20 protein-coding genes are annotated in these 23124 nt (G+C 39.6%); 12 read left to right on the top strand and 8 right to left on the bottom strand.

The window, feature by feature from the left end; all coding sequences use genetic code 11:
- Positions 1 to 12: 12 nt before the first annotated feature.
- From ACVYAD_RS18200 to ACVYAD_RS18190, 3 genes are all read right to left on the bottom strand, one after another.
- Positions 13 to 408, bottom strand: a complete 396-nt coding sequence (locus tag ACVYAD_RS18200) for a YtxH domain-containing protein (RefSeq protein WP_476427380.1) — start codon at positions 406 to 408, stop codon at positions 13 to 15.
- A 394-nt stretch (positions 409 to 802) separates the two neighbouring features.
- Positions 803 to 1333, bottom strand: a complete 531-nt coding sequence (locus ACVYAD_RS18195; protein ID WP_476427379.1) for a tryptophan transporter — start codon at positions 1331 to 1333, stop codon at positions 803 to 805.
- A gap of 140 nt (positions 1334 to 1473) precedes the next feature.
- Positions 1474 to 1890 (bottom strand): HIT family protein, encoded by a 417-nt coding sequence (locus ACVYAD_RS18190; protein ID WP_079563336.1) that lies wholly within the window; start codon positions 1888 to 1890, stop codon positions 1474 to 1476.
- Between the two features lie 104 nt (positions 1891 to 1994).
- Here ACVYAD_RS18190 and ACVYAD_RS18185 point away from each other — a divergent pair, with 104 nt between their 5' ends.
- Both ACVYAD_RS18185 and ACVYAD_RS18180 read left to right on the top strand, forming a co-directional pair.
- Positions 1995 to 2744 (top strand): ABC transporter ATP-binding protein, encoded by a 750-nt coding sequence (locus ACVYAD_RS18185; protein WP_349661955.1) that lies wholly within the window; start codon positions 1995 to 1997, stop codon positions 2742 to 2744.
- On the top strand, positions 2728 to 3912 hold the full coding sequence (locus tag ACVYAD_RS18180) for an ABC transporter permease (protein WP_476427378.1): 1185 nt from the start codon (positions 2728 to 2730) through the stop codon (positions 3910 to 3912). Before ACVYAD_RS18185 ends, ACVYAD_RS18180 begins: the two co-directional genes overlap by 17 nt.
- A 363-nt stretch (positions 3913 to 4275) precedes the next feature.
- On the opposite strand, the gene ACVYAD_RS18175 is transcribed toward ACVYAD_RS18180, so the two are convergent.
- Complete coding sequence (locus ACVYAD_RS18175; protein ID WP_476427377.1) at positions 4276 to 5436, bottom strand: amidohydrolase; 1161 nt, start codon at positions 5434 to 5436, stop codon at positions 4276 to 4278.
- Between the two features lie 175 nt (positions 5437 to 5611).
- A complete protein-coding gene (locus tag ACVYAD_RS18170; protein WP_349661952.1) occupies positions 5612 to 6130 on the bottom strand; it encodes an antibiotic biosynthesis monooxygenase family protein in 519 nt (172 codons plus the stop codon).
- Between the two features lie 327 nt (positions 6131 to 6457).
- On the opposite strand from ACVYAD_RS18170, the gene hemE reads away from it, so the two are divergent.
- The 3 genes from hemE to hemY all read left to right on the top strand — a co-directional run bounded on the left by hemE (position 6458) and on the right by hemY (position 10032).
- Entirely contained in the window at positions 6458 to 7507 is a 1050-nt protein-coding gene (hemE, locus tag ACVYAD_RS18165) for a uroporphyrinogen decarboxylase (protein ID WP_476427376.1), read from the top strand.
- Positions 7508 to 7672: 165 nt separating this feature from the next.
- A complete protein-coding gene (hemH, locus tag ACVYAD_RS18160) occupies positions 7673 to 8593 on the top strand; it encodes a ferrochelatase (protein ID WP_476427375.1) in 921 nt (306 codons plus the stop codon).
- Between the two features lie 14 nt (positions 8594 to 8607).
- The gene (hemY, locus tag ACVYAD_RS18155) at positions 8608 to 10032 is read left to right on the top strand and encodes a protoporphyrinogen oxidase (protein WP_349661949.1); all 1425 of its coding nucleotides are present in this window, start codon (positions 8608 to 8610) and stop codon (positions 10030 to 10032) included.
- A gap of 228 nt (positions 10033 to 10260) precedes the next feature.
- Here the strand turns inward: hemY and ACVYAD_RS18150 are convergent, their stop codons facing one another.
- A complete protein-coding gene (locus ACVYAD_RS18150) occupies positions 10261 to 13110 on the bottom strand; it encodes a beta strand repeat-containing protein (protein WP_476427373.1) in 2850 nt (949 codons plus the stop codon).
- 194 nt (positions 13111 to 13304) lie between these two features.
- Entirely contained in the window at positions 13305 to 14390 is a 1086-nt protein-coding gene (locus ACVYAD_RS18145; RefSeq protein ID WP_476427372.1) for a glycosyltransferase family 2 protein, read from the bottom strand.
- A gap of 184 nt (positions 14391 to 14574) precedes the next feature.
- On the opposite strand from ACVYAD_RS18145, the gene ACVYAD_RS18140 reads away from it, so the two are divergent.
- The 6 genes from ACVYAD_RS18140 (at position 14575) to ACVYAD_RS18115 (ending at position 21154) form a co-directional block, all read left to right on the top strand.
- On the top strand, positions 14575 to 15540 hold the full coding sequence (locus tag ACVYAD_RS18140) for a YncE family protein (RefSeq protein WP_476427371.1): 966 nt from the start codon (positions 14575 to 14577) through the stop codon (positions 15538 to 15540).
- A complete protein-coding gene (locus tag ACVYAD_RS18135; protein ID WP_197144247.1) occupies positions 15537 to 16220 on the top strand; it encodes a response regulator in 684 nt (227 codons plus the stop codon). Before ACVYAD_RS18140 ends, ACVYAD_RS18135 begins: the two co-directional genes overlap by 4 nt.
- On the top strand, positions 16217 to 17605 hold the full coding sequence (locus ACVYAD_RS18130) for a sensor histidine kinase (RefSeq protein WP_476427369.1): 1389 nt from the start codon (positions 16217 to 16219) through the stop codon (positions 17603 to 17605). Before ACVYAD_RS18135 ends, ACVYAD_RS18130 begins: the two co-directional genes overlap by 4 nt.
- A gap of 3 nt (positions 17606 to 17608) precedes the next feature.
- Complete coding sequence (locus ACVYAD_RS18125) at positions 17609 to 18142, top strand: FixH family protein (protein ID WP_349661880.1); 534 nt, start codon at positions 17609 to 17611, stop codon at positions 18140 to 18142.
- Between the two features lie 122 nt (positions 18143 to 18264).
- On the top strand, positions 18265 to 18837 hold the full coding sequence (locus tag ACVYAD_RS18120) for a TetR/AcrR family transcriptional regulator (protein ID WP_476427368.1): 573 nt from the start codon (positions 18265 to 18267) through the stop codon (positions 18835 to 18837).
- Positions 18838 to 18964: 127 nt separating this feature from the next.
- Positions 18965 to 21154: a YhgE/Pip family protein gene (locus ACVYAD_RS18115; RefSeq protein WP_476427367.1), complete on the top strand. Its 2190-nt coding sequence runs from the start codon at positions 18965 to 18967 to the stop codon at positions 21152 to 21154.
- Positions 21155 to 21459: 305 nt separating this feature from the next.
- Here the strand turns inward: ACVYAD_RS18115 and yhfH are convergent, their stop codons facing one another.
- The gene (gene yhfH, locus ACVYAD_RS18110; RefSeq protein ID WP_012292204.1) at positions 21460 to 21585 is read right to left on the bottom strand and encodes a protein YhfH; all 126 of its coding nucleotides are present in this window, start codon (positions 21583 to 21585) and stop codon (positions 21460 to 21462) included.
- A 144-nt stretch (positions 21586 to 21729) separates the two neighbouring features.
- On the opposite strand from yhfH, the gene ACVYAD_RS18105 reads away from it, so the two are divergent.
- Entirely contained in the window at positions 21730 to 22722 is a 993-nt protein-coding gene (locus tag ACVYAD_RS18105) for a lipoate--protein ligase (RefSeq protein ID WP_476427366.1), read from the top strand.
- The last annotated feature ends 402 nt before the right edge of the window (positions 22723 to 23124 follow it).

Here is a 23124-nt window from a genome sequence, read left to right as displayed (position 1 = left end):
TTATAAAGGACTTTAGTCGCTAACTTTTTCTTGCGGTTTTTTCTTTTTTTCTGTAAATTGTGCAACGTTTTTCTCGATTTCGCTTATTGAATTCTGTAATGCTTCTATTTCTTGTTGTAAGTTGTTTTTTGAAGGTTCTATTTCTTCAGTGAATGTAGTAATAGTTTGTTTTAAATCATTTATTATTAGTGGTATATTATTTTTTATTTCATTAGTAAGCGAATGAACAGATTGTTTTACTGTGCCTGCTTGCTGTTTTACATCTAAAAGTTTGTCCTTTGTGCTTTCAGCATTTGCTCGCAAATTAGCTCGTAATTGTTGCCCTGATTGAGGAGTTGAAAGAAGTACAGCGATTGTACCACCGACGATCCCAGCTCCAAGTCCAAATAAAAATGGTTTTGCTTTCATATCGATTACCTCATTCCTGTAATTATCATGTGTTACCTACTATTAAACCATGAAATGCACATATACAAAAATAAAAAAGAAACTAAACGAGTGATTTTGAATCACGGTTTAGTTTCTTTTGAAGATAAAGGTGTATTTAATCAATTATGCCTCGGCATAATTGTGTCCGGAATCGGCTTTGTGCTTAGGCCTGCACGAGGGCCGACACGATGTCGGTCATTTCAGTAATGCCACAGGACGTGGCGTTCTTAGACTGAGTTCCTCTATTTCAGCGGAAGTTTGCACACTCGCTGAAAAGTAAATTAAACCCGCATTCATCTCAACACCTATAGAGGTGGGAGACTTCTGTACCTGTCGCTACGCTTTCGGTACAAAAAATATTTGCTGAAAAAAGTTAAATTGAAATAGCTGTTTGGAATTTAGAGCGCTTTACTAATTTTGCAACTATAGGAAAAATAATTGCAAAAGCAATGACATTAAATGCTACAGCAGGTAATACAACCCCTACAAACAGTACAGCGAATGTTGCACCAACATTTGCGTTGAATACAAAAAGAGCTACTGCTAAAAAGACAGTTCCAGATAAAATTGTTCCTAAGCAAACTAAGCTAGCAGATACTATAAAATTGCTGGCCAATTTTTTTAGCACAACTAAGATAGCTAAAAAGACAAAGCCTGTTACTGCTTTATCGATAATGTTTGGAACAAGACCAGCTGGAAACGTTGTAAATAAACCTGACAGTACACCGGTTGCTAAAGAAAGTAAGAACGTTTCTTTAACAGTAGGGAACAATAAAATGCCAATAAACATCATTGTTAACATAAAATCAGGCTTCATGCCGTTTACCATACCTGGTGTGGCCACATAAAGTGTAGCGCCAACACCGACTAAAAGGGCCATTAATACTAAATTTTTTGTATTCATTTCTAATCTCTCCTCGACTATGCTAATCTTTTTTGTCTCCTAACGTGTCCTCATGACCGTTAGCGAAACTTATTTGTGAGTGTACGATATAAATCTTTAAATTGCAATAAGAAATTCTGACAATTCGAGTGTGTCAGAAATTATTTAAGGTTAGCTTTAATGCTTTCCGCAACGTCAGATAATTGCTCTGGTGTATATTTTTGTGTTTGCCAATTTAAGCCCAAGCCTTCTTTTTCATCGTAACGAGGAATAAAATGTAAGTGGTAGTGGAAAACAGTTTGTCCAGCTGCAGCACCATTATTATTAATCGTATTAAGTCCAATCGGGTTAAAAGCAGCTTTTATAGCATTCGCAATTTTGGGTGCAGCTGCATATAAATTACGAGCCACTTCCTCAGGCATCTCAAATAGATCCTTACAGTGATGCTTTGGAATTAAAAGGGTATGCCCCTTTGCTACAGGTGAAATGTCAGTAAATGCATAGACATGTTCGTCTTCATAAATTTTTGTACTTGGGATGGATCCATCAATGATCTTGCAAAATAGGCAATCGCTCATTCGGAAATTCCTCCTTATTTTATATGTATATATATTCTATCATACTCATAACTGTATCATTTGCTAATTTTTGATAAAATATAAACGAGAAGAGGAGTGATGGCATGACGGTATTAGAGGTACAACATGTGACAGGTGGTTATACAAGAAAGCCGGTTATTAAAGATTTATCATTTTCGATTGAAAAAGGGGAGCTTGTTGGCTTAATTGGCTTAAATGGAGCTGGTAAAAGTACAACGATTAAGCATATCATCGGAACGATGCTTCCAAAAGAAGGAGACATACGTTTAAATGGTGTGACGTTAAAGGAAAATACGGACAAGTATCGTACAGCATTTTCTTATATCCCTGAAACACCTGTTTTATATGATGAGCTAACATTACGTGAACATTTAGAATTAACGGCGATGGCTTATGGACTAGATGAAGCAACACTTGAAGCTCGTTCGCAATTATTATTAAAGGAATTTCGAATGGAAAAACGACTGAATTGGTTCCCATCGCATTTCTCAAAGGGTATGCGCCAAAAGGTTATGATTATGTGCGCCTTTTTAGTCAATCCAAGTCTTTACATTATTGATGAACCTTTTGTGGGACTCGACCCGCTTGGGATTCAATCCTTGCTTGATCAGATGGATGAAAAGAAAAAAGAAGGCGCTTCTATTTTAATGTCTACGCACATTTTATCTACCGCTGAAAAGCATTGTGACCGTATCATTTTATTGCATGAAGGACGCGTGCGAGCACAAGGATCAATGGAGGATTTACGCAAGGCATTTGCGATGCCACATGCGACATTGGATGATTTATATATTGCAATGACAAAGGAGCGCGACCATGAAGAACTTGCGTGATGTATGGTCCTCTCGCTTTATGCACTATATAGGTGAAGTGCAAAAATATATGCGATTTATTTTTACGGGGCATATAGCGATTGTACTGGTATTTCTTATTGGAGCAGGGGGCTATCAATATAGTGAATGGCTGAAAATTGTACAGCCTGATTTTCCAGCAGAGGTTTTAATTGCAGTGGCAGTGGGGATTTTACTAGCATTTAGTCGTCCAACTTCACTTTTGAGAGAGCCAGACCAAGTATATTTATTACCTTTAGAATCAAAAATGTCACAGTATTTTAAAAAGGCGTTAGCGTGGACGTTTTGGTCACAGGTTTGGGTTGTGGCAATTGTTTATATTGTAAGCATCCCTTTACTAAAGGCTGTTACTGAATTAACAACATCTGAAATTTGGTCAGTATTTCTACTTATTATTATATTGAAGTTTTTGAGCGTACAAGGTGAATTTAGTTATCGCTATAGTGAACGTGGTCAAATGATTTGGGTGGATAGGCTAATTCGAGCTGTTATCTTTGGTGTTACTGTGTACATGGCGCTTCAAATGCAGCTTATTTTAGCTATTGTTGCTGCTGCAGTTGGATGTGTGTATATTGTAATATTTAGAAAAAAATGTGCAGGTGAGCCTATTCCGTACGAGCATTTTGTAAAGCTGGAACAAAATCGCATGATGAGTTTCTATCGCTTTGCTAATTATTTCACGGACGTTCCACATTTACGAGGTAGCATCCGTCGTCGTGGTTGGCTTGATTGGCTTTATAAATTTGTGGCATACAAGAAGGACAATGCCCAAAAGTACTTAGTGTTCCGTACATTCGTCCGAACAGATGATCATTTTTACTTATGGCTCCGATTAACAGTGATTTCAGCTGTTATTGCAGCCTTTGTAGATATCCCAGTCGTTACATGGGTTATCGCAGGTGCATTGAGCTTTGCTACAACTATTCAATTAAAATCAGCTTTATTATCAAGCGGTGAATTTCGTATGGACATGCTTTATCCTTTAACGGATGAAGCACGTACAGTAGCAGTCAATCAAATTGTGCGTCTTGCAATGATAACGCAAGCGATTGTAGTGGGTCTATGTGGTATCACACAGCCAATGTTTTATGTTACTTTTATAATCATTTTGATTGTTAGTGAATTGACTTCTAAAGTATCTAAATCTTGAATTTTAAACATATCACCAAAGGGTAGATGAATTTAGTTAAAACATATGCCATTGATAAATTGATTGTAGTGGAGACTGGGGCGTCTCTTTGGGAATTAACGTCACAAGGCTAAAAGAATCACGTCCTGTGATAATCAACAGCCTTGTAGCTCAAGCGTATTAACAGACGTCCTCAGAAGAGCGCTCGGTAGCAACGAAAATCAACCATACGTTATGGTGATAAGCTTTTGGTTTTTTAAATTTAAAATTATAAAGCTCATTTTTCCAATAATAGAATTGGAAAAATGAGCTTATTTTTTTAAAAGAGAGTTTTAAATGGAGAAGCGCTTACTTTTGCTTAGGGCTCTCCAGTGCATTTGTCTTCTATTCTACTAATTGATAATCTAGTGCTGCTGAAACTAATACCTTTGCAGCAATGAGCATCCCTTTTTCATCAATATCGAATTTAGGGTGATGATGTGGTGCATATTTAGCAGGGCGGGCTCCCGTGAAGAAGAATGTACCTGGCTTTTCCACTAAGTAATAAGCGAAATCTTCAGCCCCCATAGTTGCTTCAATCTCAGTAACATCGCAAATATTCTGAGCGATATTACGCATAAAGAGTGTTTCCTTCTCATGATTTATAACCGCAGGGTAGCCATGACGATAATTCAGTTCAATTGTACAATCATGCGCAATTTCTGTCCCTTGGATAACCCGTTTAAATTCCCGTTCCATCGTTTCACGAACATCTTTATTAAACGTTCGAATTGTGCCATTTAAGTAGGCTGTATCGGCAATAATATTGTCGGCATTAGATGCTACGAATGAACCAACCGACAAAACAGCCGATTCGGTTGGGGCAACACGACGTGCAACAAGCTGTTGTAAATTTATAACAAGCTGAGAGCCGATAACAATCGAATCCTTTGTTTGATCTGGATGAGCGCCATGACCGCCTTGACCTTGAATCTTTATTTCAAAACTATCAACAGCGGCCATCGTTGGCCCTACGCGGTAGCCAATTATCCCTGTAGGATGGTTAGAAGAAAGATGTGTACCAAAAATAGCATCAACGCCATCCAAGGCCCCAGCCTGTACCATCCCAATTGCTCCACCTGGATCAACCTCTTCTGCATGTTGATGAATTAGTACATATTCACCTACTAACTCATCGCGCATTTCCCACAATAGCTTACCGATAATTAACAAAGTAGCTGTATGACCATCATGCCCACAAGCATGCATAACACCAGACACAGTTGATTTGTATGGTACATCTTTTTCATCTTGTATAGGAAGAGCATCAAAGTCTGCTCGTAAGGCAATCGTTTTACCAGGCTTGCTCCCTTTAATCCGCGCAATTAAACCGTGACCACTGACATTAGCTTCAACCGGTACGCCGAGTTTCTTATAATATTGAATAATATAATTAGCAGTTTCTTGCTCCTGAAAGCTTAACTCTGGGTGCATATGCAGATGACGGCGAATCGCCACCATTTCATCAAAATGAGCATCGATTTTTTCAAGTAGATGTTGGTTCATAGTAAACCTCCTTAAACGAATTATCCTAGATTTTTATTAATAACATAATAGTTTTACAAACTGGATAAATAGGGGTAAACGTTTCTCATTAAGAATATCCTTGGAAAAAGTAATGAATACCCGCGCTACTGGGGGAAATACCCGCGGAAGAACAGAGAATACCCGCGCCCCTCAATTAATCTTCGTTGTCTTCTTTTGGAGCGGCACTATAGGTTGTGACATAGGAAGCTGCTGAGAAAATGTTTTGTTGATTCACGCCTGTTGGTTCTTTGCGTTCGGCATGTGCTGATGCGAAAGCCTTTGAGCTTTTCCATGCTTCGAATGAATGAGGACCGTTCCATTGTGTCATGACAATGTATGTTTCACTATTTAATGGACGAAGTAGTCGAAAGGCTACAAAGCCTGGTTCATCTTCTATAGCACGTGCTCGATTTAAAAAGCGATGTTCAAAAACTGGTCGACCTTCATCTGTCACAGGAATATTGTTGAAAACAAAGAAGCCTCGTTCTTCTAGAGCATTTACTGAATCTAGCACTTCAAACTTACGAGGTGTGGCAAATATAGATTTTCCATTGGTTTCATGTATAAGCACAGAGTTTCCCTCTCCGTGTATTAAAATCAACGCCTCGTTTGGATGTTTATTCTTTAACTGCTCTAAAAAATCACCTGTACCAGAAGTTAAATAAATATACATAACTGTTGCCCTCCTTATAAATGTTCATCTTTTTAAAGGAATGAATGGTGCTTGTACATCGCACTACTTAGACCTACTGTTATCTACGCGAAAGCAACTAGTACGCTAAAGCGGAAATGATAACATAGCGTGATTATCTCCATTTAAATGGAAGTATATAGCTTTGTCAAAAAAGAAATCCTATAGAAAGAACAATTTTATGACATTTCCCTATGAAAACTATACAATAACAGAGGAAGCGTTTACTATTGAAAACGGATATCAATAATAACGAATTAAATCAGAGAATTTTACTATATGAATTTTATTGAGGGGAAGGAACTATTCATGACAACTTTTAATGATACTCTTCTACGTGCTGCACGGGGAGAAAGAACAGAACATACACCAGTGTGGTATATGCGACAAGCAGGACGCTCTCAGCCAGAATATCGTGCGATTAAAGAAAAGTATTCTTTAGAGGAAATTACACTTCAACCTGAACTTTGTGCATATGTAACGCGGTTACCAGTAGAAAATTACAATGTTGATGCAGCGATTTTATACAAAGACATAGTAACACCACTCCCTGGGATTGGAGTAGATGTAAAAATCAAAGCAGGCGTAGGTCCTGTAATTTCAAATCCAATTCGCTCAATCGCGGATATAGAAAAACTAGGCGAATTTAATGCGAAAGAACATACACCATACGTTTTAGAAACAATAAAAATGTTATCAGAGGAACAACTGAATGTACCTCTAATCGGCTTTGCAGGTGCACCATTCACTCTCGCAAGTTATATGATTGAAGGTGGTCCTTCAAGAAATTATAATAAAACAAAGTCATTTATGGTATCAGAGCCTCAAGCTTGGTTTGCATTAATGGATAAATTGGCTGACATGATTATTTCTGATATTTCAGCCCAGGTAGAAGCGGGAGCGAAAGCTATCCAAATATTTGACTCTTGGGTTGGTGCTTTAAATGTTGAAGACTATCGTGTGTTCATTAAACCAGTTATGACACGTATTTTTGCAGAGTTGCAAAAAGAAAATGTGCCACTTATTCAGTTTGGTGTCGGTGCAAGTCATTTAGCGAAAGAGTGGAATGATTTACCGATCGATGTTGTTGGCTTAGATTGGCGTTTACCAATTAGAGAGGCTCGTGCTAATGGTATAACTAAGCCTGTACAAGGGAATTTAGATCCATCACTATTACTTGCTGATTGGTCAATTATTGAAAAACGCACGAAAGATATTATCGATCAAGGCTTAGAAATGCCAGGGCACATCTTTAACTTAGGTCATGGTGTATTCCCAGAGGTAGATCCAGAAGTGTTAAAACGTTTAACAGCTCTTATTCATGAGTATAGTGCTCAACAAATTCAAGCACGCTCTTAATATAGATGTGAACAAGATATTAACTTTCATATTTCTTTTCTATGAATGATATCTCGATTTCATCGTAGAAAGGGTGCTGTCCAACCTAATGAATTGGACAGCTTCTTTTTGTCACATACTGTACGATAAAGATATACTTAACTATTATTTAGAGGTGAAAAGGTAATGAAAGAAGTTAAAGGCTTATTAGTTATGGCATACGGAACACCCTATAAAGAAGAAGACATCGAACCTTACTATACGCATATTCGCCACGGTCGCAAACCATCAGAAGAGCATTTAGAAGATTTACGCGGTCGTTATGAGGCTATCGGTGGTTTATCGCCACTTGCTGCTGCTACTAAGGCGCAGGCTGAAGCTTTATGCGCACGTTTAAATGAAATGCAAGATGAAGTGGAATATAAATTATTTATTGGTTTAAAGCATATCCATCCATTCATTGAAGATGCGGTAGAAGGAATGGTAGCAGAAGGTATTAAAGAAGCGGTTTCTATCGTATTAGCTCCTCACTTCTCAACGTTCTCTATTAAGTCATATAATGGTCGTGCAGCAGAAACAGCTGGAGATCGATTAACAATTACTTCTGTAGAATCTTGGTATGATGAACCAAAGTTCATTGAGTATTGGAAAAACAAAGTGAATGAAATATTTAAAGCAATGTCTGATGAAGAACGTGAAAAAGCATGCCTAATCGTGTCTGCACACTCACTTCCTGAGAAAATTAAAGAGTTGGGCGATCCGTATGAAGATCAATTAATTGAGACGGCTCGACTAATTAAAGAAGCTACGGGTGTCAATAATGTAGAAGTTGGCTGGCAATCAGCAGGACAAACACCTGAGCCGTGGATCGGTCCAGATGTTCAGGACTTAACACGTGAACTTTACGAGCAAAAAGGCTTCCGCTCATTCGTTTATACGCCAGTTGGCTTTGTAACAGAACATTTAGAAGTTTTATATGACAACGATTATGAATGTAAAGTTGTTTGTGATGAACTTGGCGCGAAATATTATCGTCCAGCCATGCCAAATACACACCCATTATTTATTGATGCAATGGTTGATGCCATTCATAAAAAATTAAGCTAAGCGAAAAGAAAGTGATGATGTTGGTGACTCAGAAAAGACGAAAGGTAGTTGTTGTAGGCGGTGGTATTACTGGCCTCACAGCTGCGTTCTATTTGCAAAAAGAAGCAAGCGCAAAAGATTTGCCGTTAGATATCGTACTTGTCGAGTCGTCATTACGTCTTGGCGGAAAAATACAAACACTGAGAAAAGATGGCTGTATTATCGAGCGCGGGCCAGAATCTTTTTTTGATCGCGAGAACTATGTATATGCTTTGGCAAAGGATTTAGGCATTGAACAAGAAATGATTACAAGCAATACAGGGCCGACTTACATTGCTGTTGGTAGTCAATTGTATCCAATCCCTAGTAATCTTTTGTCTGGGGCAACACCACATGTTTCGTCATTTATTACATCAGGTTTGTTTTCACTTAGCGGGAAAGTTCGTGCAGCGGGGGATTTTTTCATCTCGCGCTCTGCACAGGATGATGACCAACCATTAGGGCAATTTTTTAGAAGAAGATTCGGTGCTGAAATTGTAGAAAATTTAGTAGAGCCATTACTTGCTGGAACGTTTGCTGGTGATATTGAGCAGTTAAGTATGCGTTCAACATTTCCGCAGCTCTATGGATTAGAGCAAAAATATCGTAGCTTACTTATTGGTATGAAAAAGTCTGGTACAAATTTTTTAAATAACGATCTTATTACGAAAGATAAGGGCATTTTTCAATCATTTAATAATGGTCTTGAGACACTTATCGAAAAACTTGAAGAATCACTACTACCTGGTACAGTTATGAAGGGTGTTAAAGTCGAGGAAATTGAGCATGGTAAGGATGGTACTGTCCAAGTTGTGTTAAACAATTTTACACAATTAAAAGCAGATGCTGTTATTCTTGCTACACCTTTTAATGTAGCAAGAAAAATGTTCAGCAAACACCAGTTATTAAATGAATTGAGTACGATGAAGGCAGCAACTATTGCTACTGTGACAATGGCATTTAAAAAAGACCAGTTAGGTGATCTAGATGCGTTATCATTTTTTGTTTCTCGAAATAGTGATTTTTCAATAACTTCTTGTACTTGGATTAATCGAAAGTGGCCTGGCACAACACCGGATGATTACGTGCTGTTACGTAGTTATATTGGCCGAGTGGGCGACGAGGCAATTGTAGCGTTATCCGATACTGAAATTGAAAAGACCGTTTTGCAGGATTTAATGAAAACAATTGGTGTAGATGGAGAACCGTTAATGACTGTAGTTTCCCGCTGGAAAAATGCCATGCCACAATATACCGTAGGACATGAAGCGAAAATAGAGCGAGTAAAGCAAGAATTACGTGAACATTTTCCCGCTGTAAAGCTCTCGGGGAGTTCTTTCGAAGGAATATCAATACCTGAGTGCGTTGAGCAAGGTAAAAATGTTGCTGACGAAGTACTAACGGAAATGTTTGTGGATTAAATAGTTATTAGAAGTAGTACAAACTTGAACAATGTTTGTACTACTTTTTTATTGCTTTTAAGAGATTCCGCGATAAATTATTTGTAAAGTATGAGCGTTTAAAAGTAAAAATTGCACAAGTTAGATAAATCGAAATAGAAAACTGGGAAAGTAAGCTTCTACTTTCCCAGTAAAAATCTTATAGAGAATGTTATTTGTTCAACCAGTAAAAATTTTTGTTCTTTAATGCTATGAAATTCGGTGACATGACCATACAATACCGCCAGAGTTCGCTCCTCCAAGAGTAAGTCCGATCGTTAAACCGTTAGCATTGTAGAATAAATCAATGGTATCACCTGCAGTTAATTCGACTTCTCCAGCCAATGTTACTGTCCCATTACCAAGGATAGTGCGTAAATTCAATACGGCAATAATATTTACATTTAATAAAGGGAATAATCCGCTTATTAAACTTGTTGCTGCGTTTCTGCGAATTGCAAATGATGGATTGATGCCAGCTCCTAAACCAACGGTAATTACTGCAGTAGTTGAGTAGTTGATTGTTGCTTCAAAAGAGTATCTTCCGGTTGTTGGAACAGTGAAAATTCCGGTCACTGGATTGAATGCTGGTGTTGTGAAATAAGGAGATGCAACACTCCAGTTGGTGATTGTACTAGAAGCACTTACTGATACAGCATTATTAAATGCTGAGAAACCTTCTGTAAATGCTGGCCCAGTAAAGCCAGTCAAACCAGTAACGCCAGTTACACCCGTAGCGCCAGTAACGCCAGTAGCGCCAGTAACGCCAGTAGCCCCGGTAACGCCAGTAGCCCCAGTAACGCCAGTAGCCCCGGTCACGCCAGTAGCCCCAGTGTCACCAGTAGCGCCAGTAACGCCAGTAGCCCCGGTAACGCCAGTAGCCCCAGTAACGCCAGTAGCCCCGGTCACGCCAGTAGCGCCAGTAGCGCCAGTAGCCCCAGTGTCACCAGTAGCTCCAGTAACGCCAGTAGCCCCGGTAACGCCAGTAGCGCCAGTAGCGCCAGTAGCGCCAGTAGCGCCAGTAGCCCCAGTGTCACCAGTAGCTCCAGTAACGCCAGTAGCTCCAGTAACGCCAGTAGCCCCGGTAACGCCAGTAGCCCCAGTAGAGCCAGTAGGTCCAGTGTCACCAGTAACGCCAGTAGCCCCAGTAGGTCCAGTGTCACCAGTAGCCCCAGTAGAGCCGGTAACGCCAGTAGCCCCGGTAACGCCAGTAGCCCCAGTGTCACCAGTAGCCCCAGTAACGCCAGTAGCCCCAGTAGCCCCAGTAGCCCCAGTAGCCCCAGTAGCCCCAGTAGCCCCAGTAGAGCCAGTAACTCCAGTAGAGCCAGTAACCCCGGTAGAGCCAGTAACGCCAGTAGCGCCAGTAGCCCCAGTAGGTCCAGTGTCACCAGTAACGCCAGTAGCGCCAGTAGCCCCAGTAGCCCCAGTAACGCCAGTAGCCCCGGTAACGCCAGTAGCCCCAGTAACGCCAGTAGCCCCGGTAACGCCAGTAGCGCCAGTAGCGCCAGTAGCCCCAGTGTCACCAGTAGCTCCAGTAACGCCAGTAGCCCCAGTAGAGCCAGTCATCCCAGTAGAGCCAGTAACTCCAGTAGAGCCAGTAACTCCAGTAGAGCCAGTAACTCCAGTAGAGCCAGTAACCCCGGTAGAGCCAGTAACTCCAGTAGAGCCAGTAGCCCCAGTAGGTCCAGTGTCACCAGTAACGCCAGTAGCCCCAGTCACACCAGTAGCCCCGGTAACGCCAGTAGTCCCGGTAACGCCAGTAGCCCCGGTAACGCCAGTAGCCCCAGTAACACCAGTAACACCAGTAACACCAGTAGCCCCAGTAGCCCCAATAGCCCCAGTGTCACCAGTAGCCCCAGTAGCCCCAGTAGCCCCAGTAGCTCCAGCAGAACCCGCAGCCCCAGTAGAGCCAGTAACGCCAGTAGCCCCAGTCACACCAGTAGAGCCAGTAGAGCCAGTAGAGCCAGTAGAGCCAGTAACACCAGTAACACCAGTAACACCAGTAACACCAGTAACACCAGTAACACCAGTAACACCAGTAGCCCCAGTAGAACCAGTAGAACCAGTAACACCAGTAGAGCCGGTCACGCCAGTAGCCCCGGTAACGCCAGTAGAACCAGTAACGCCAGTAGAACCAGTAACGCCAGTAGAGCCGGTCACGCCAGTAGCCCCAGTAGCCCCAGTAGCCCCAGTAGCCCCAGTAGCCCCAGTAGCCCCAGTAGCCCCAGTAGCTCCAACAGAACCCGCAGCCCCAGTAGAGCCAGTAACGCCAGTAGCCCCAGTAACACCAGTAGCCCCAGTAGAGCCAGTAGCCCCAGTAGAGCCAGTAGAGCCAGTAGCCCCAGTAGGTCCAGTGTCACCAGTAACGCCAGTAGCCCCAGTAACACCAGTAGCCCCGGTAACGCCAGTAGTCCCGGTAACGCCAGTAGCCCCGGTAACGCCAGTAGCCCCAGTAACACCAGTAACACCAGTAACACCAGTAGCCCCAGTAGAGCCAGTAGCCCCAGTAGCTCCAGCAGAACCCGCAGCCCCAGTAGAGCCAGTAACGCCAGTAACGCCAGTAGCCCCAGTCACACCAGTAGAGCCAGTAGAGCCAGTAGAGCCAGTAGAGCCAGTAGAGCCAGTAGAGCCAGTAGAGCCAGTAGAGCCAGTAGAGCCAGTAACACCAGTAACACCAGTAACACCAGTAGCCCCAGTAGAACCAGTAGAACCAGTAACACCAGTAGAGCCGGTAACGCCAGTAGCCCCAGTAGCCCCAGTAGCCCCAGTAGCCCCAGTAGCTCCAGCAGAACCCGCAGCCCCAGTAGAGCCAGTAACGCCAGTAGCCCCAGTAACACCAGTAGCCCCAGTAGAGCCAGTAGAGCCAGTAGAGCCAGTAGCCCCAGTAGAGCCAGTAGCCCCAGTAGAGCCAGTAGAGCCAGTAGCCCCAGTAGCTCCCGTAGGACCAGTTACTCCACGTTTAATAGGAATAACAGGACAGCTTGGAGCACAAGGATTACAACAACACGGGAATGTATTACATTTGCTACAAATTCTATTTTTAAATTGTCCAAAATGCATTGTTTCACCTCCTCTCTCAAATATCGTATTCATAGAGAGAGAAGGTGAAATAGACAGTTAACTACTTGGTTATTCTAAAATATCAATAGCGATAAAAGTATTTTTCTTCAATGAATAGTTAAAATCTATTACTAGAAATTGAAAATTACTCCAATGCCCCAAAGTACTTACTAATCCTTTAATATAGAAGGAAATTAAGATTTTTCATTGTCCTTATTTAAAATACGATCAAAATATGTTTTATTGTGCAGGATTTTTTCATCATTTGGTAAATAGGATCTTGCTAATTCATTATGTGCGTTAGCTAGTTCATATTGTTGTAATCGATCAAAGAGGACGCAAAGTTGTAAGTGGGGTAACCAGGTCGTAAAGGTTTTATTTTGAAAAGGAGTGTTAGGTTTTTGCTGGATGACAAGCGCTTGTTCATACCAAAATATTGCTTCATAATTTTTGGCTTGTTCCATAAAATGAAAGCCAAGTCTACAACACGCTTCCGGGCGTGGAATGTCATATTCAAAGCTTCTTAAAATGGAACTCAAATTATTTTCTTTATCATTTAAATGAGAGTAACAGTCTGCTAATTTAAAACAGGCTCGGATATTATCTTCTACCCAGCCCAGTTTAGAAGCTAAAAACGTTTCATAGTAAAATAGTGCATCCTCAAATTGTTCATGATCTAGTAATTCATTTGCATAATAAAATGTATCTCGTGGAGAGAGAAGTTCTCCTGATTCAACTAATTGCTTATAGATGTTAATATTCCGATTATGATCATGACTAAGTGGTAAATGGCTGACAGCGATATCACTATCCAAAAGCTTCCCGCCGACTTCTAAATATTCATGGACAGCACCTATCCATTGAAATTTTTTATCTCTTCTTACTAAACGATATCTTCTTAATAGAGAACTTACATTTCCCTCAAGATCAAAGCTTAAATTATAATTCATCGAAACGGCATCTATATCAGTACTCAAAGATTCTTTTAGTGCTTTAAATTTTTCTTGATCCTCCTCTAATAATACGTCGTCTGCATCAAGCCAAAAAATGTACTCCTTTGTTGCTTGCTGAAATGAAAAATTTCTTGCAGCTGCAAAATGCTGAATCCATTCGAAATCATAAATACGATCTGTGAATTGTTTAACGATTTGCTTTGTATTGTCGGTAGAGCCTGTATCAATGATATTAATCTCGTCGACTAACCCTTTTACAGATGCTAGACATCTACCGATGACATCTTCTTCATTTTTCACTATCATACATAAGCTAATGGACACCATAAAGTGGATTCCTCCTTACCGTAATCAATGTAGTATATGAGCTACTATATTTTTGGTTTAGATAAATGCTCGTAGATGTAGTATTAATTGTGAAATTTGCTTTGTTTTCTTTGTCATAAATTTACCATTCAAGTTTCACGCGAATTTCACAATTGTGAAGTATAGTTAAGAAACAGAGGTGATGATGTTGAAAAAATGGGTATTCTTCATTTTTTCTTTAGCACAGCTAATATGGCTAGCAGGGTGTACGGAGAAATCGTTTGATCCTATAGAACGCGACCAGGATTTTATTGCATCCTTAAATATACAGGAGCCTTCGCTAGATTTTATAGATGGGCAAGGGAATGTGATGGCAACGTGGTTATTTGACAAAGCTTACTCGGGGGCAATACTGCTTGAAAATGATCGTGTGTTGTTGTACGGTCATCAATTAAATGAAATAGACGTCTATACATTATCAACCGGAAAGAAGCTCTATTCCAAAAAAGTAAAGCTTGGTACAACCAATGTGTATTATGCCGAAAATAAAAAACAGTTTTTTATTGCGAATAGCAAAACAAATACAGTGACAAGCTTTGATGAGAAGGGCAACGAACTGGCAACACAGAAGCTAGGTAACTATCCTATGTCAATGGCAGCCTATAAAGATAAGCTATATGTGATTAATTATAAAGATACGAAATTATCGGTGTTAAATATAGAAAATCTAAAGGTTGTGCAAGAGTGGCCGATTCAAAAATCATCACATGGAATAGCTATTCTCGAAGAGACAAATGAACTATGGATGGGTGGGCATGGCGAAGGAAGCAAACCGAATAGTTTTGTTAAAAAATATGATCTTACGACAGGAGTCAAAAAAGGGGAGATAAAAATGCCTTTAATGCCTGTTGGATTAACCAAAACAAAGGATGCTATCCTCGTTGTTAGTCATGGTCATAATGAATTATATGTTGCTGACTTTGATGGAAATGTGAAATGGGAGCAAGTGGTAGGCGCTAATCCATTTGCCGTAAATCAATTTAAAGATAATATTGTTGTCGCTGGCTATGATGACCATACTTTATATTTCATAAGAGAAGGTCAGGTGGAAAAAACAGTTGATGTGGGGAAAGGTGCATTTCAACTGTTAGTGAGGGAGGAAAAAATGTGACAACTGTATTAATTGTTGATGATGAGAAAGATATGCGTAATTTAATAGAAATGATGCTCAATAATTCTAAAATTGAGACTTTAACAGCAGCAAGTGGTACAGAAGCCTATGATATTATTGTGCGCGAAAAAATTGATTTAGTTCTACTAGATGTGATGATGCCGCATGAAGACGGCTTTGCGGTTTGCCAAAGTATACGTGCGATGTCGAATATACCAATTATTTTCCTGACAGCACGCGATGCAAATGAGGATAAAGTTAAAGGCCTAACAATTGGCGGAGATGATTATATTGTAAAACCGTTTACAAATGATGAGCTAGTTGCACGAATTCATGCTGTGTTAAGAAGAAGTGGTGCTAATATTGAAGAATTACAGCAAAAATATGTGATACTTGGACCTATTAAAATAGATGAGACTGCACGCAAAGTATCTGTGGATGGAAAGAGTGTTCCGCTTACTTTAAAGGAGTTTGAACTATTACATTTATTTATGAACAACCCTGGGAATGCTTATACAAGGGAGCAATTACTAGAACGCATTTGGGATATTGATTATGTAGGGGGTACAAGAACTGTTGACACGCATATAAAAACCTTACGTATAAAGCTTGGAAAGGAAGCAGCGGGGCATATTCAGACCGTTTGGGGAGTGGGCTACCGCTTTGATCCTGGCGAATGAAAAAGATTTCAACACGTATTTGGCTATTAATCTTTGCATTTTTAATTATTACCGTTGTCTTCATGTATGTCCTGACTGATTATTTATATGAACGGCTTTATGTAGAAGACACGGAAGAGATGATGGTAGAGGTAGGGTCAAAGCTACAAACGATGTATACCGGTAGTAAAGTAACGGATCAATTTATTGCAGATATTGAACAGTATACTAATTATTCTAATTTGAATATTTTTGCAGTAAGAAATCCGCGTGAACTAAGTGCTTGTGTGCCATTTGATATTGATTTCGAAACATTGATTGGTCCAGAAGAACGACAGCAATTACTGGCAGGTGAATATGTACAGAAAATTGGGTATGAGCCTCGGTTTGATAGACAGTTAATTTCTGTAGTACTTCCGCTAGTAGACCAAAATAGGCTTGAAGGAATAATATATATTTATTTCCCTTTAGCAAAAATTAGTGAGTTAGCGAATAAAGAAGTCATTTCCTTATTTGTCAGTGCCTTTATATTTTTAATTGTCATCAGCTATTTAATTTATAAAGGAATTCGTCATATTATGCGACCTCTAAGTAATTTGCAAAGAGCTGTTGAGCAAATGTCAGACGGAAACTATGGAACACGTGTGACAGTTCAATCTAAAGATGAAATAGGAAGATTATCTAGCACCTTTAATAAAATGGCAGAGTCGATTCAACAAGAGGATGAAGCTCAAAAAACATTTTTAGCTACAGTTTCACATGAGCTAAGGACACCTATTAGCTATGTAAAAGGATACAGTGAAGCGATGCAAAAGGGCATTATTCCAGAAAGTCAAAAAGAGGAAACGATCCAGCTAATTGTACGTGAGGCAAATCGGATGGAACGTTTAACGAATGAATTACTTCTACTTGCTCGTATGGAAAATGAACAGGCGGAAATTACTTTATATCCAATTCCGCTTGCTGAAACATTACGCGAGGTTCAAAAAATATTAACACATCAAGCAGAGAAGAAGGCCATTGCAATCCATTTGGATGCTGATGATGCATTGATTATCAAAGCTGATGAAGTAAAGCTGAAACAAGTTTTTATTAATATAATTGAAAATGCTATTAATTACTCGTATGAGCAGTCAAAGGTTGAAATTACTGCTTTTGAGGATAATGGAAGTGCACAAATTACGATAAAGGATTATGGGATTGGTATTCCAAAAGAGGATTTATCACATGTAACTGAGCGCTTTTATCGTGTTAACAAAGCACGGAGTCGAGCAGATGGTGGCAGTGGACTCGGCTTGTCGATTGTTGAACAATTGCTGAAGCAGTTACAGGGCAAGATAGAGATTGAAAGTGAAGTTGAAAAAGGCACAATTGTAAAAATTACATTGCCGTTAATGGAGGAATAAAACATGAAAAAATGGTTATTGGCATTAGTTGCAGTACCTGCATTATTAGTAGGCTGCGGAGAAAAGAAAGAATCAACAGCTTTACCTGAACCACAAGAGCCACAAATGTTGGAGGTTCAAATTTTAACACCTAAAGAAGTAGCAATAAATGAAACAGTTGAGCTTGCTGCGCAAGTTGAACAAGGTGGCAAAAATATTGATGATGCAGATGTGAAATTTGAAGTGTGGGAATCTGGTAAACGAGATGAAGGGCAAACAATTGAGGGTAAATTAGAGAAAGACGGCGTTTATAAAGCAGAGACTAAGTTTGACCACGATGGAGTATATTATATGTATGCTCATACGACAGCTAATGGTGTTCATAATATGCCGAAGCAACAAATTACTGCTGGTAGCCCCGATATGACGAAAGTTTTACCAGAAGATGAAAAAGCAAATAATAACAGCATGGATCATAACATGATGGATCACGGTAATGATAAATCAGAGGGTGCTGAGCATAGTGATCACGAAAAAAGTGAAAAAAATCACAATTAAATGCTTGCATTATTTTTAAAATAGGAATATGATAATGACCAGATGACCGAAATGGTTTTCTGGTCATTAACATTTTCGTGTACAAAGGCATGTACATAATAGAACAAGAAAGGATGTTACTAATGGATCGTAGGCAGGAAATTCTTGAAGCAGCTACAAAATCCTTTACATTGTTTGGATACAAGGCGACAACAATGGAGCAAGTAGCTAAAATTGCGAATGTCGGTAAAGGGACGATTTACACATTCTTTGCAAATAAAGAAATTTTATTTCAAGAGATAGCTATGTCACTTGTACGAGAGATGCAAGCAGAAGCGGATGCAGTGTTGGATGCATCAGCTAGCTTTATGGACAATGCGCACAATGCTTTAATGAAAATGCTACAGTTCCGTGAAAAACATCTTTTATTTGTAAAGCTATTAGAGGAGGAAAAGGAACTACGAACGCCAGCAGTTAAACAAGCTCTAGTTCGCATTGAGAATGAAATTTTATCCTACGTTACTGAATTAATTCAAAGACGTATCGTAAAAGGAGAAATTAGAGTCTGTGATGCAGAATTAGTAAGCTTTCTGTTGCTAAAGGCGTATCTAGCATTTGTTGTTGATTGGCATGAGCTACATGGTGAAATTATTCCAGAAGAAAAGATACTAAATCTTTTCAAGGAAACAATCTTCCGCGGACTAATTTTAACTTGATTTGGCCGAGCTAAAAAGTGAATCAAGGACAATCTAGAAGTTTTACCCACCTGAAATTTTGTTTTTTTTTTGAATAAAAATGACCGACTGACGTTTTCGGTCAATACTATAGGAGTGAAGAAAACGTATGATTAAAGCTGAGTGGCTGAAAATCTTAAAAACAAGAAAAATGCTTGTTTCAATAATCGCTGTATTATTTATTCCAGTGATGTACGCAGGTATGTTTTTATGGGCATTCTGGGATCCATATAAAGGCCTTCCGAATTTGCCAGTAGCTGTTGTCAATGAAGATAAGGGCGCTGAAATGGAAGGAGTTAAATTAGATTTAGGGAACGATTTAGTCGATAAGCTTGTCGAGAGTAACGAGTTTAAGTTTATTGACGTTTCCAAAGAAGAAGCTGAAAAAGGCTTACATGGCCGTGATTACTATATGATTCTAGAAATTCCAACAAATTTCTCTGAGCACGCAACTACTTTATTAGATGACAAACCTTCTAAACTAGTTATGAATTATATTCCGAATGAAGGATTGAACTTCCTTGGTGCACAAATTGGTGAAACAGCAATGGACCGTGTACGTGCGGAAGTAAATTCACAAGTCTCAGCAACGTATGCTGAAAAATTATTTGATTCTATTACAACTCTTGGAGATGGATTTACAGAGGCTGCTGATGGCTCGAATAAGCTAGGTGAGGGTGCAAAAACTTTAGCGAATGGTACAAAAGATTTAAAAGGTTATATAGAGAAAATAGCATCAAGTTCGGTTGAATTGTCGAATGGTGCAGATAAAATTGCTAAAGGTATTGGAGATGCTTCAAAAGGTGCAAATGAAATAAATACTGCTATAGGAAGCATACAAAACGCTACTGGACAGTTATACCCAGGTGCACAGAAAATAGAAACTGGGGCAACAAAGCTTTCGGGCGGTATATCACAATATACACAGGGTGTAGCTCAACTTCAAGCAGGTGTAGCTAAGATTAGCAATAATCAACCAAAAATCACTGCAGGCGCAGCAGAACTTGCTAATGGTGCAGGTCAATTAAATGGTGCAGCAGGTCAATTAACAGATGGTTCTGCTCAAGTAGCAGCAGGCATCAATGAGTTATCTAAACAATTAGAAGGCATGATGGGTTCATTGCCTGAAGAGCAAGCAGCAGTATTAAAACAAACATTAACTAAGCTACAAGCAGGAAGTGCAAGCGTGCATGAAGGCTTAGGTGCTTTATCTGCTGGTACAAAACGATTACAAGTTGGTGCTAACGAATTAAATACTGGTGCATCGCAAATTGCAGCAGGTCAATCACAAGTGTTAGCAGGTGCAAATGCATTAACATCAAAAAGTGGTGAATTAATCCAAGGGGCACAAACTCTTCAAGCTGGTAGTGCAACACTTGCTCAAAAATTAGGTGAATTAAATGCAGGTGCTCAGAAAGTTGGAGCAGGTTCTAAAGCATTGGCTTCAGGTTTGGATGAGCTAGTAAGTGGTTCAAATAAACTTGCAAATGGTCAATCAACACTTGCATCTAAATCAGGTGAAGTAGCAGAGGGTTCTACAAAGATTGTTGATGGTTCAACTGAACTTGCAGATGGTACATCAACTTTATCTGGCAAACTAGGTGAAGCAAGTGAAAAAGCAAAAGAAGTTCATGCAAGCAAAGACACATATGATATGGTAGGTAGCCCAGTTGAGGTTGATAAAGAATCTGTTAACCATGTACCTAACTATGGAACAGGTTTCTCACCATACTTTATTTCTCTAGGTTTATTCGTAGGTGCGTTATTAATCTCTATCGTTTTCCCACTTGTGGAACCAGCGATTCGTCCAAAAAATGGAGCCGCTTGGTTTACAAGTAAAGCTTCAGTTTTAGCAATAGTCGGCTTAATTCAAACTATATTAACAGTGGTTATTGTAAAATGGGGCTTAGGTCTTGAAGTAAACAATTTCGGATACTTCTGCCTAACAGCATTATTAACAAGTTATGTTTTCTTAGCTTTAATTCAAATGTTAGTATCTATTTTCGGTGATCCAGGACGCTTTATGGCGATTGTTGTATTAATTTTACAACTTACAACAAGTGCGGGTACATTCCCACTTGAGTTAATCCCATCACCATTACAAGTATTTAATAAACTATTACCAATGACATATACTGTTTCAGCATTTAAAGCAAGTATCTCAACTGGTGATACATCATTCTTAATGCAAAACTACGGAATTCTAGCAGGCTTCCTAGTAGCATTCTTAGCAATTACTTTCGGTTATTTCATGTTACTACACACAAAACGTTACTCAAAAGTAGCCGAAGAAAACTAAAAAGGAATTTTTTACACCCACCGATATCGGTGGGTGTTTTTTTGCGGTTGGATGATTGTCTGGCAATGGAAGAGTTACTCAGTAGCGGGGAGAACTAATCAGGTACGGGGTAGAACTGTTCAGCTTCAGCAGAAAACAGCTCATATGCAAAAAGTCATACAAAAAACAGCAGCTGATATGAGCGTATCGGCTGCTGTTTTTAAGTGTAAGAGATTTAATTAAGGGTTCATCAATTAATATGATGAGAGGTGTCATTTTTAGTACGTGTGGGGCACGTATATGACTATTACAGAATAGGCAAATGCTTATAGGTGGTTACATTTTTCACAAGTGTTGCTGTAGCATTCACTTTGTTCTTCAATCTTTTCACCGCATTCTGTACATTGCTTTGCAGGTAGGTTCTTGAAAAATTCAACTACATTTTCTAACATTGTGGACTCCTCCTTTAAGTTCATCTGTACTATTACTGTTTTAATATTTTCTAGTGTATTATAACAGAAGCTTTTCGTCAACACAAAATGCCTAATTTACGTTAAAATAAATATGGATATATTGTGAAGGAGGAAACGTAAATTATGATATTCGTTGATAATAAAGGGATTCATGATCCACGCATTAACCTTGCCATTGAAGAGTATTTATTGAAAACGATGGATGTTGAAAAGGAGCCAGTGCTACTTTTTTACATAAATCAGCCTTCAATCATCATCGGTAAAAATCAAAATACTATCGAAGAGATTAATACAGATTACGTAGAGGATAATGGCATAATCGTTGTTCGACGCCTTTCTGGTGGCGGCGCGGTGTATCATGATTTAGGGAACCTCAACTATAGTTTTATTACTAAAGACGATGGCGATAGCTTTATGAATTATAAAAAATTCACGCAGCCTGTTGTAGATGCACTTGCAAAAATGGGCGTTCATGCAGAGCTTTCAGGACGCAACGACATTTTAGCAGAAGGACGTAAAGTTTCCGGGAACGCGCAGTTTTCTACAAAGGGCCGTATGTTTAGCCACGGCACATTACTGTTTGATACAGAAATTGACGCTGTAGTATCTGCATTAAAGGTGAAGAAGGATAAAATTGAATCAAAGGGTATTAAATCGATTCGTTCAAGAGTAGCAAATATTTCTGAGTTCTTAAAAGATAAGATGACAGTCGAAGAATTCCGTCTAGAAATTTTAAAATCCATTTTCGGTGGGGAAGAAAATATTCGCTATTATGAGCTAACAGAGGAAGACTGGGCAAATATCCATAAGCTATCTGAAGAGCGTTATCAAACATGGGAATGGAACTATGGGAAATCGCCTCGCTTTAATATTCAAAAAACACATCGCTTCCCAACAGGAGGCATTGATATTCGCTTAGAGGTGAATAAAGGAATTATTGAAGAAGCACATATTTTTGGTGATTTCTTCGGTGTAGGCGACATGACAGATGTTGAACAACGATTAGCTGGGACAAACTATGATCGAACTGAAATTGCTAAAGCGTTAGCTGATATTGATATTCCAACATACTTTGGTGGAATTACGACAGAAGAGTTTTTACAATTAATTTATTAAGAAAAGCTTGTGTAGAAATTGGCAAATGTTCTTATTGAGACATAAGTGGACACACTTTTTCTTAATAAATCCAGGGTGTTAAAAAATGGAACATCTCCATAACGTGAGGTTGATTTCCGTTCCGACTGGGCGCTTTGTCGCTGTCGCCTTGCTTTCGCGCAGATAAAACATTTGTTGTTGCTGTCGCTACGCTTTCGCACAGATAAAACATTTGCTGCCGCTACGTTAGCACTACGCTTTCGCACAGAGCAAAGCTTCCTGGGGGCGTCCGATGAGCCGCTTCGCTTCGCTGCAGGGTCTCGGGCCAACAGATGTTTTTTGCGCGAAAGCGAAGCGGCAGCAGAGGGTTTGGTTTTGTTTGTGCGAAAGCGCAGCGACAGCAACAGCACCGATGTTGGTCAC

Source organism: Lysinibacillus sp. G1-3 (assembly GCF_056322905.1).
Note: the sequence above shows the minus strand (reverse complement) of the source record. Positions and strands in the feature narration are given on the sequence as shown.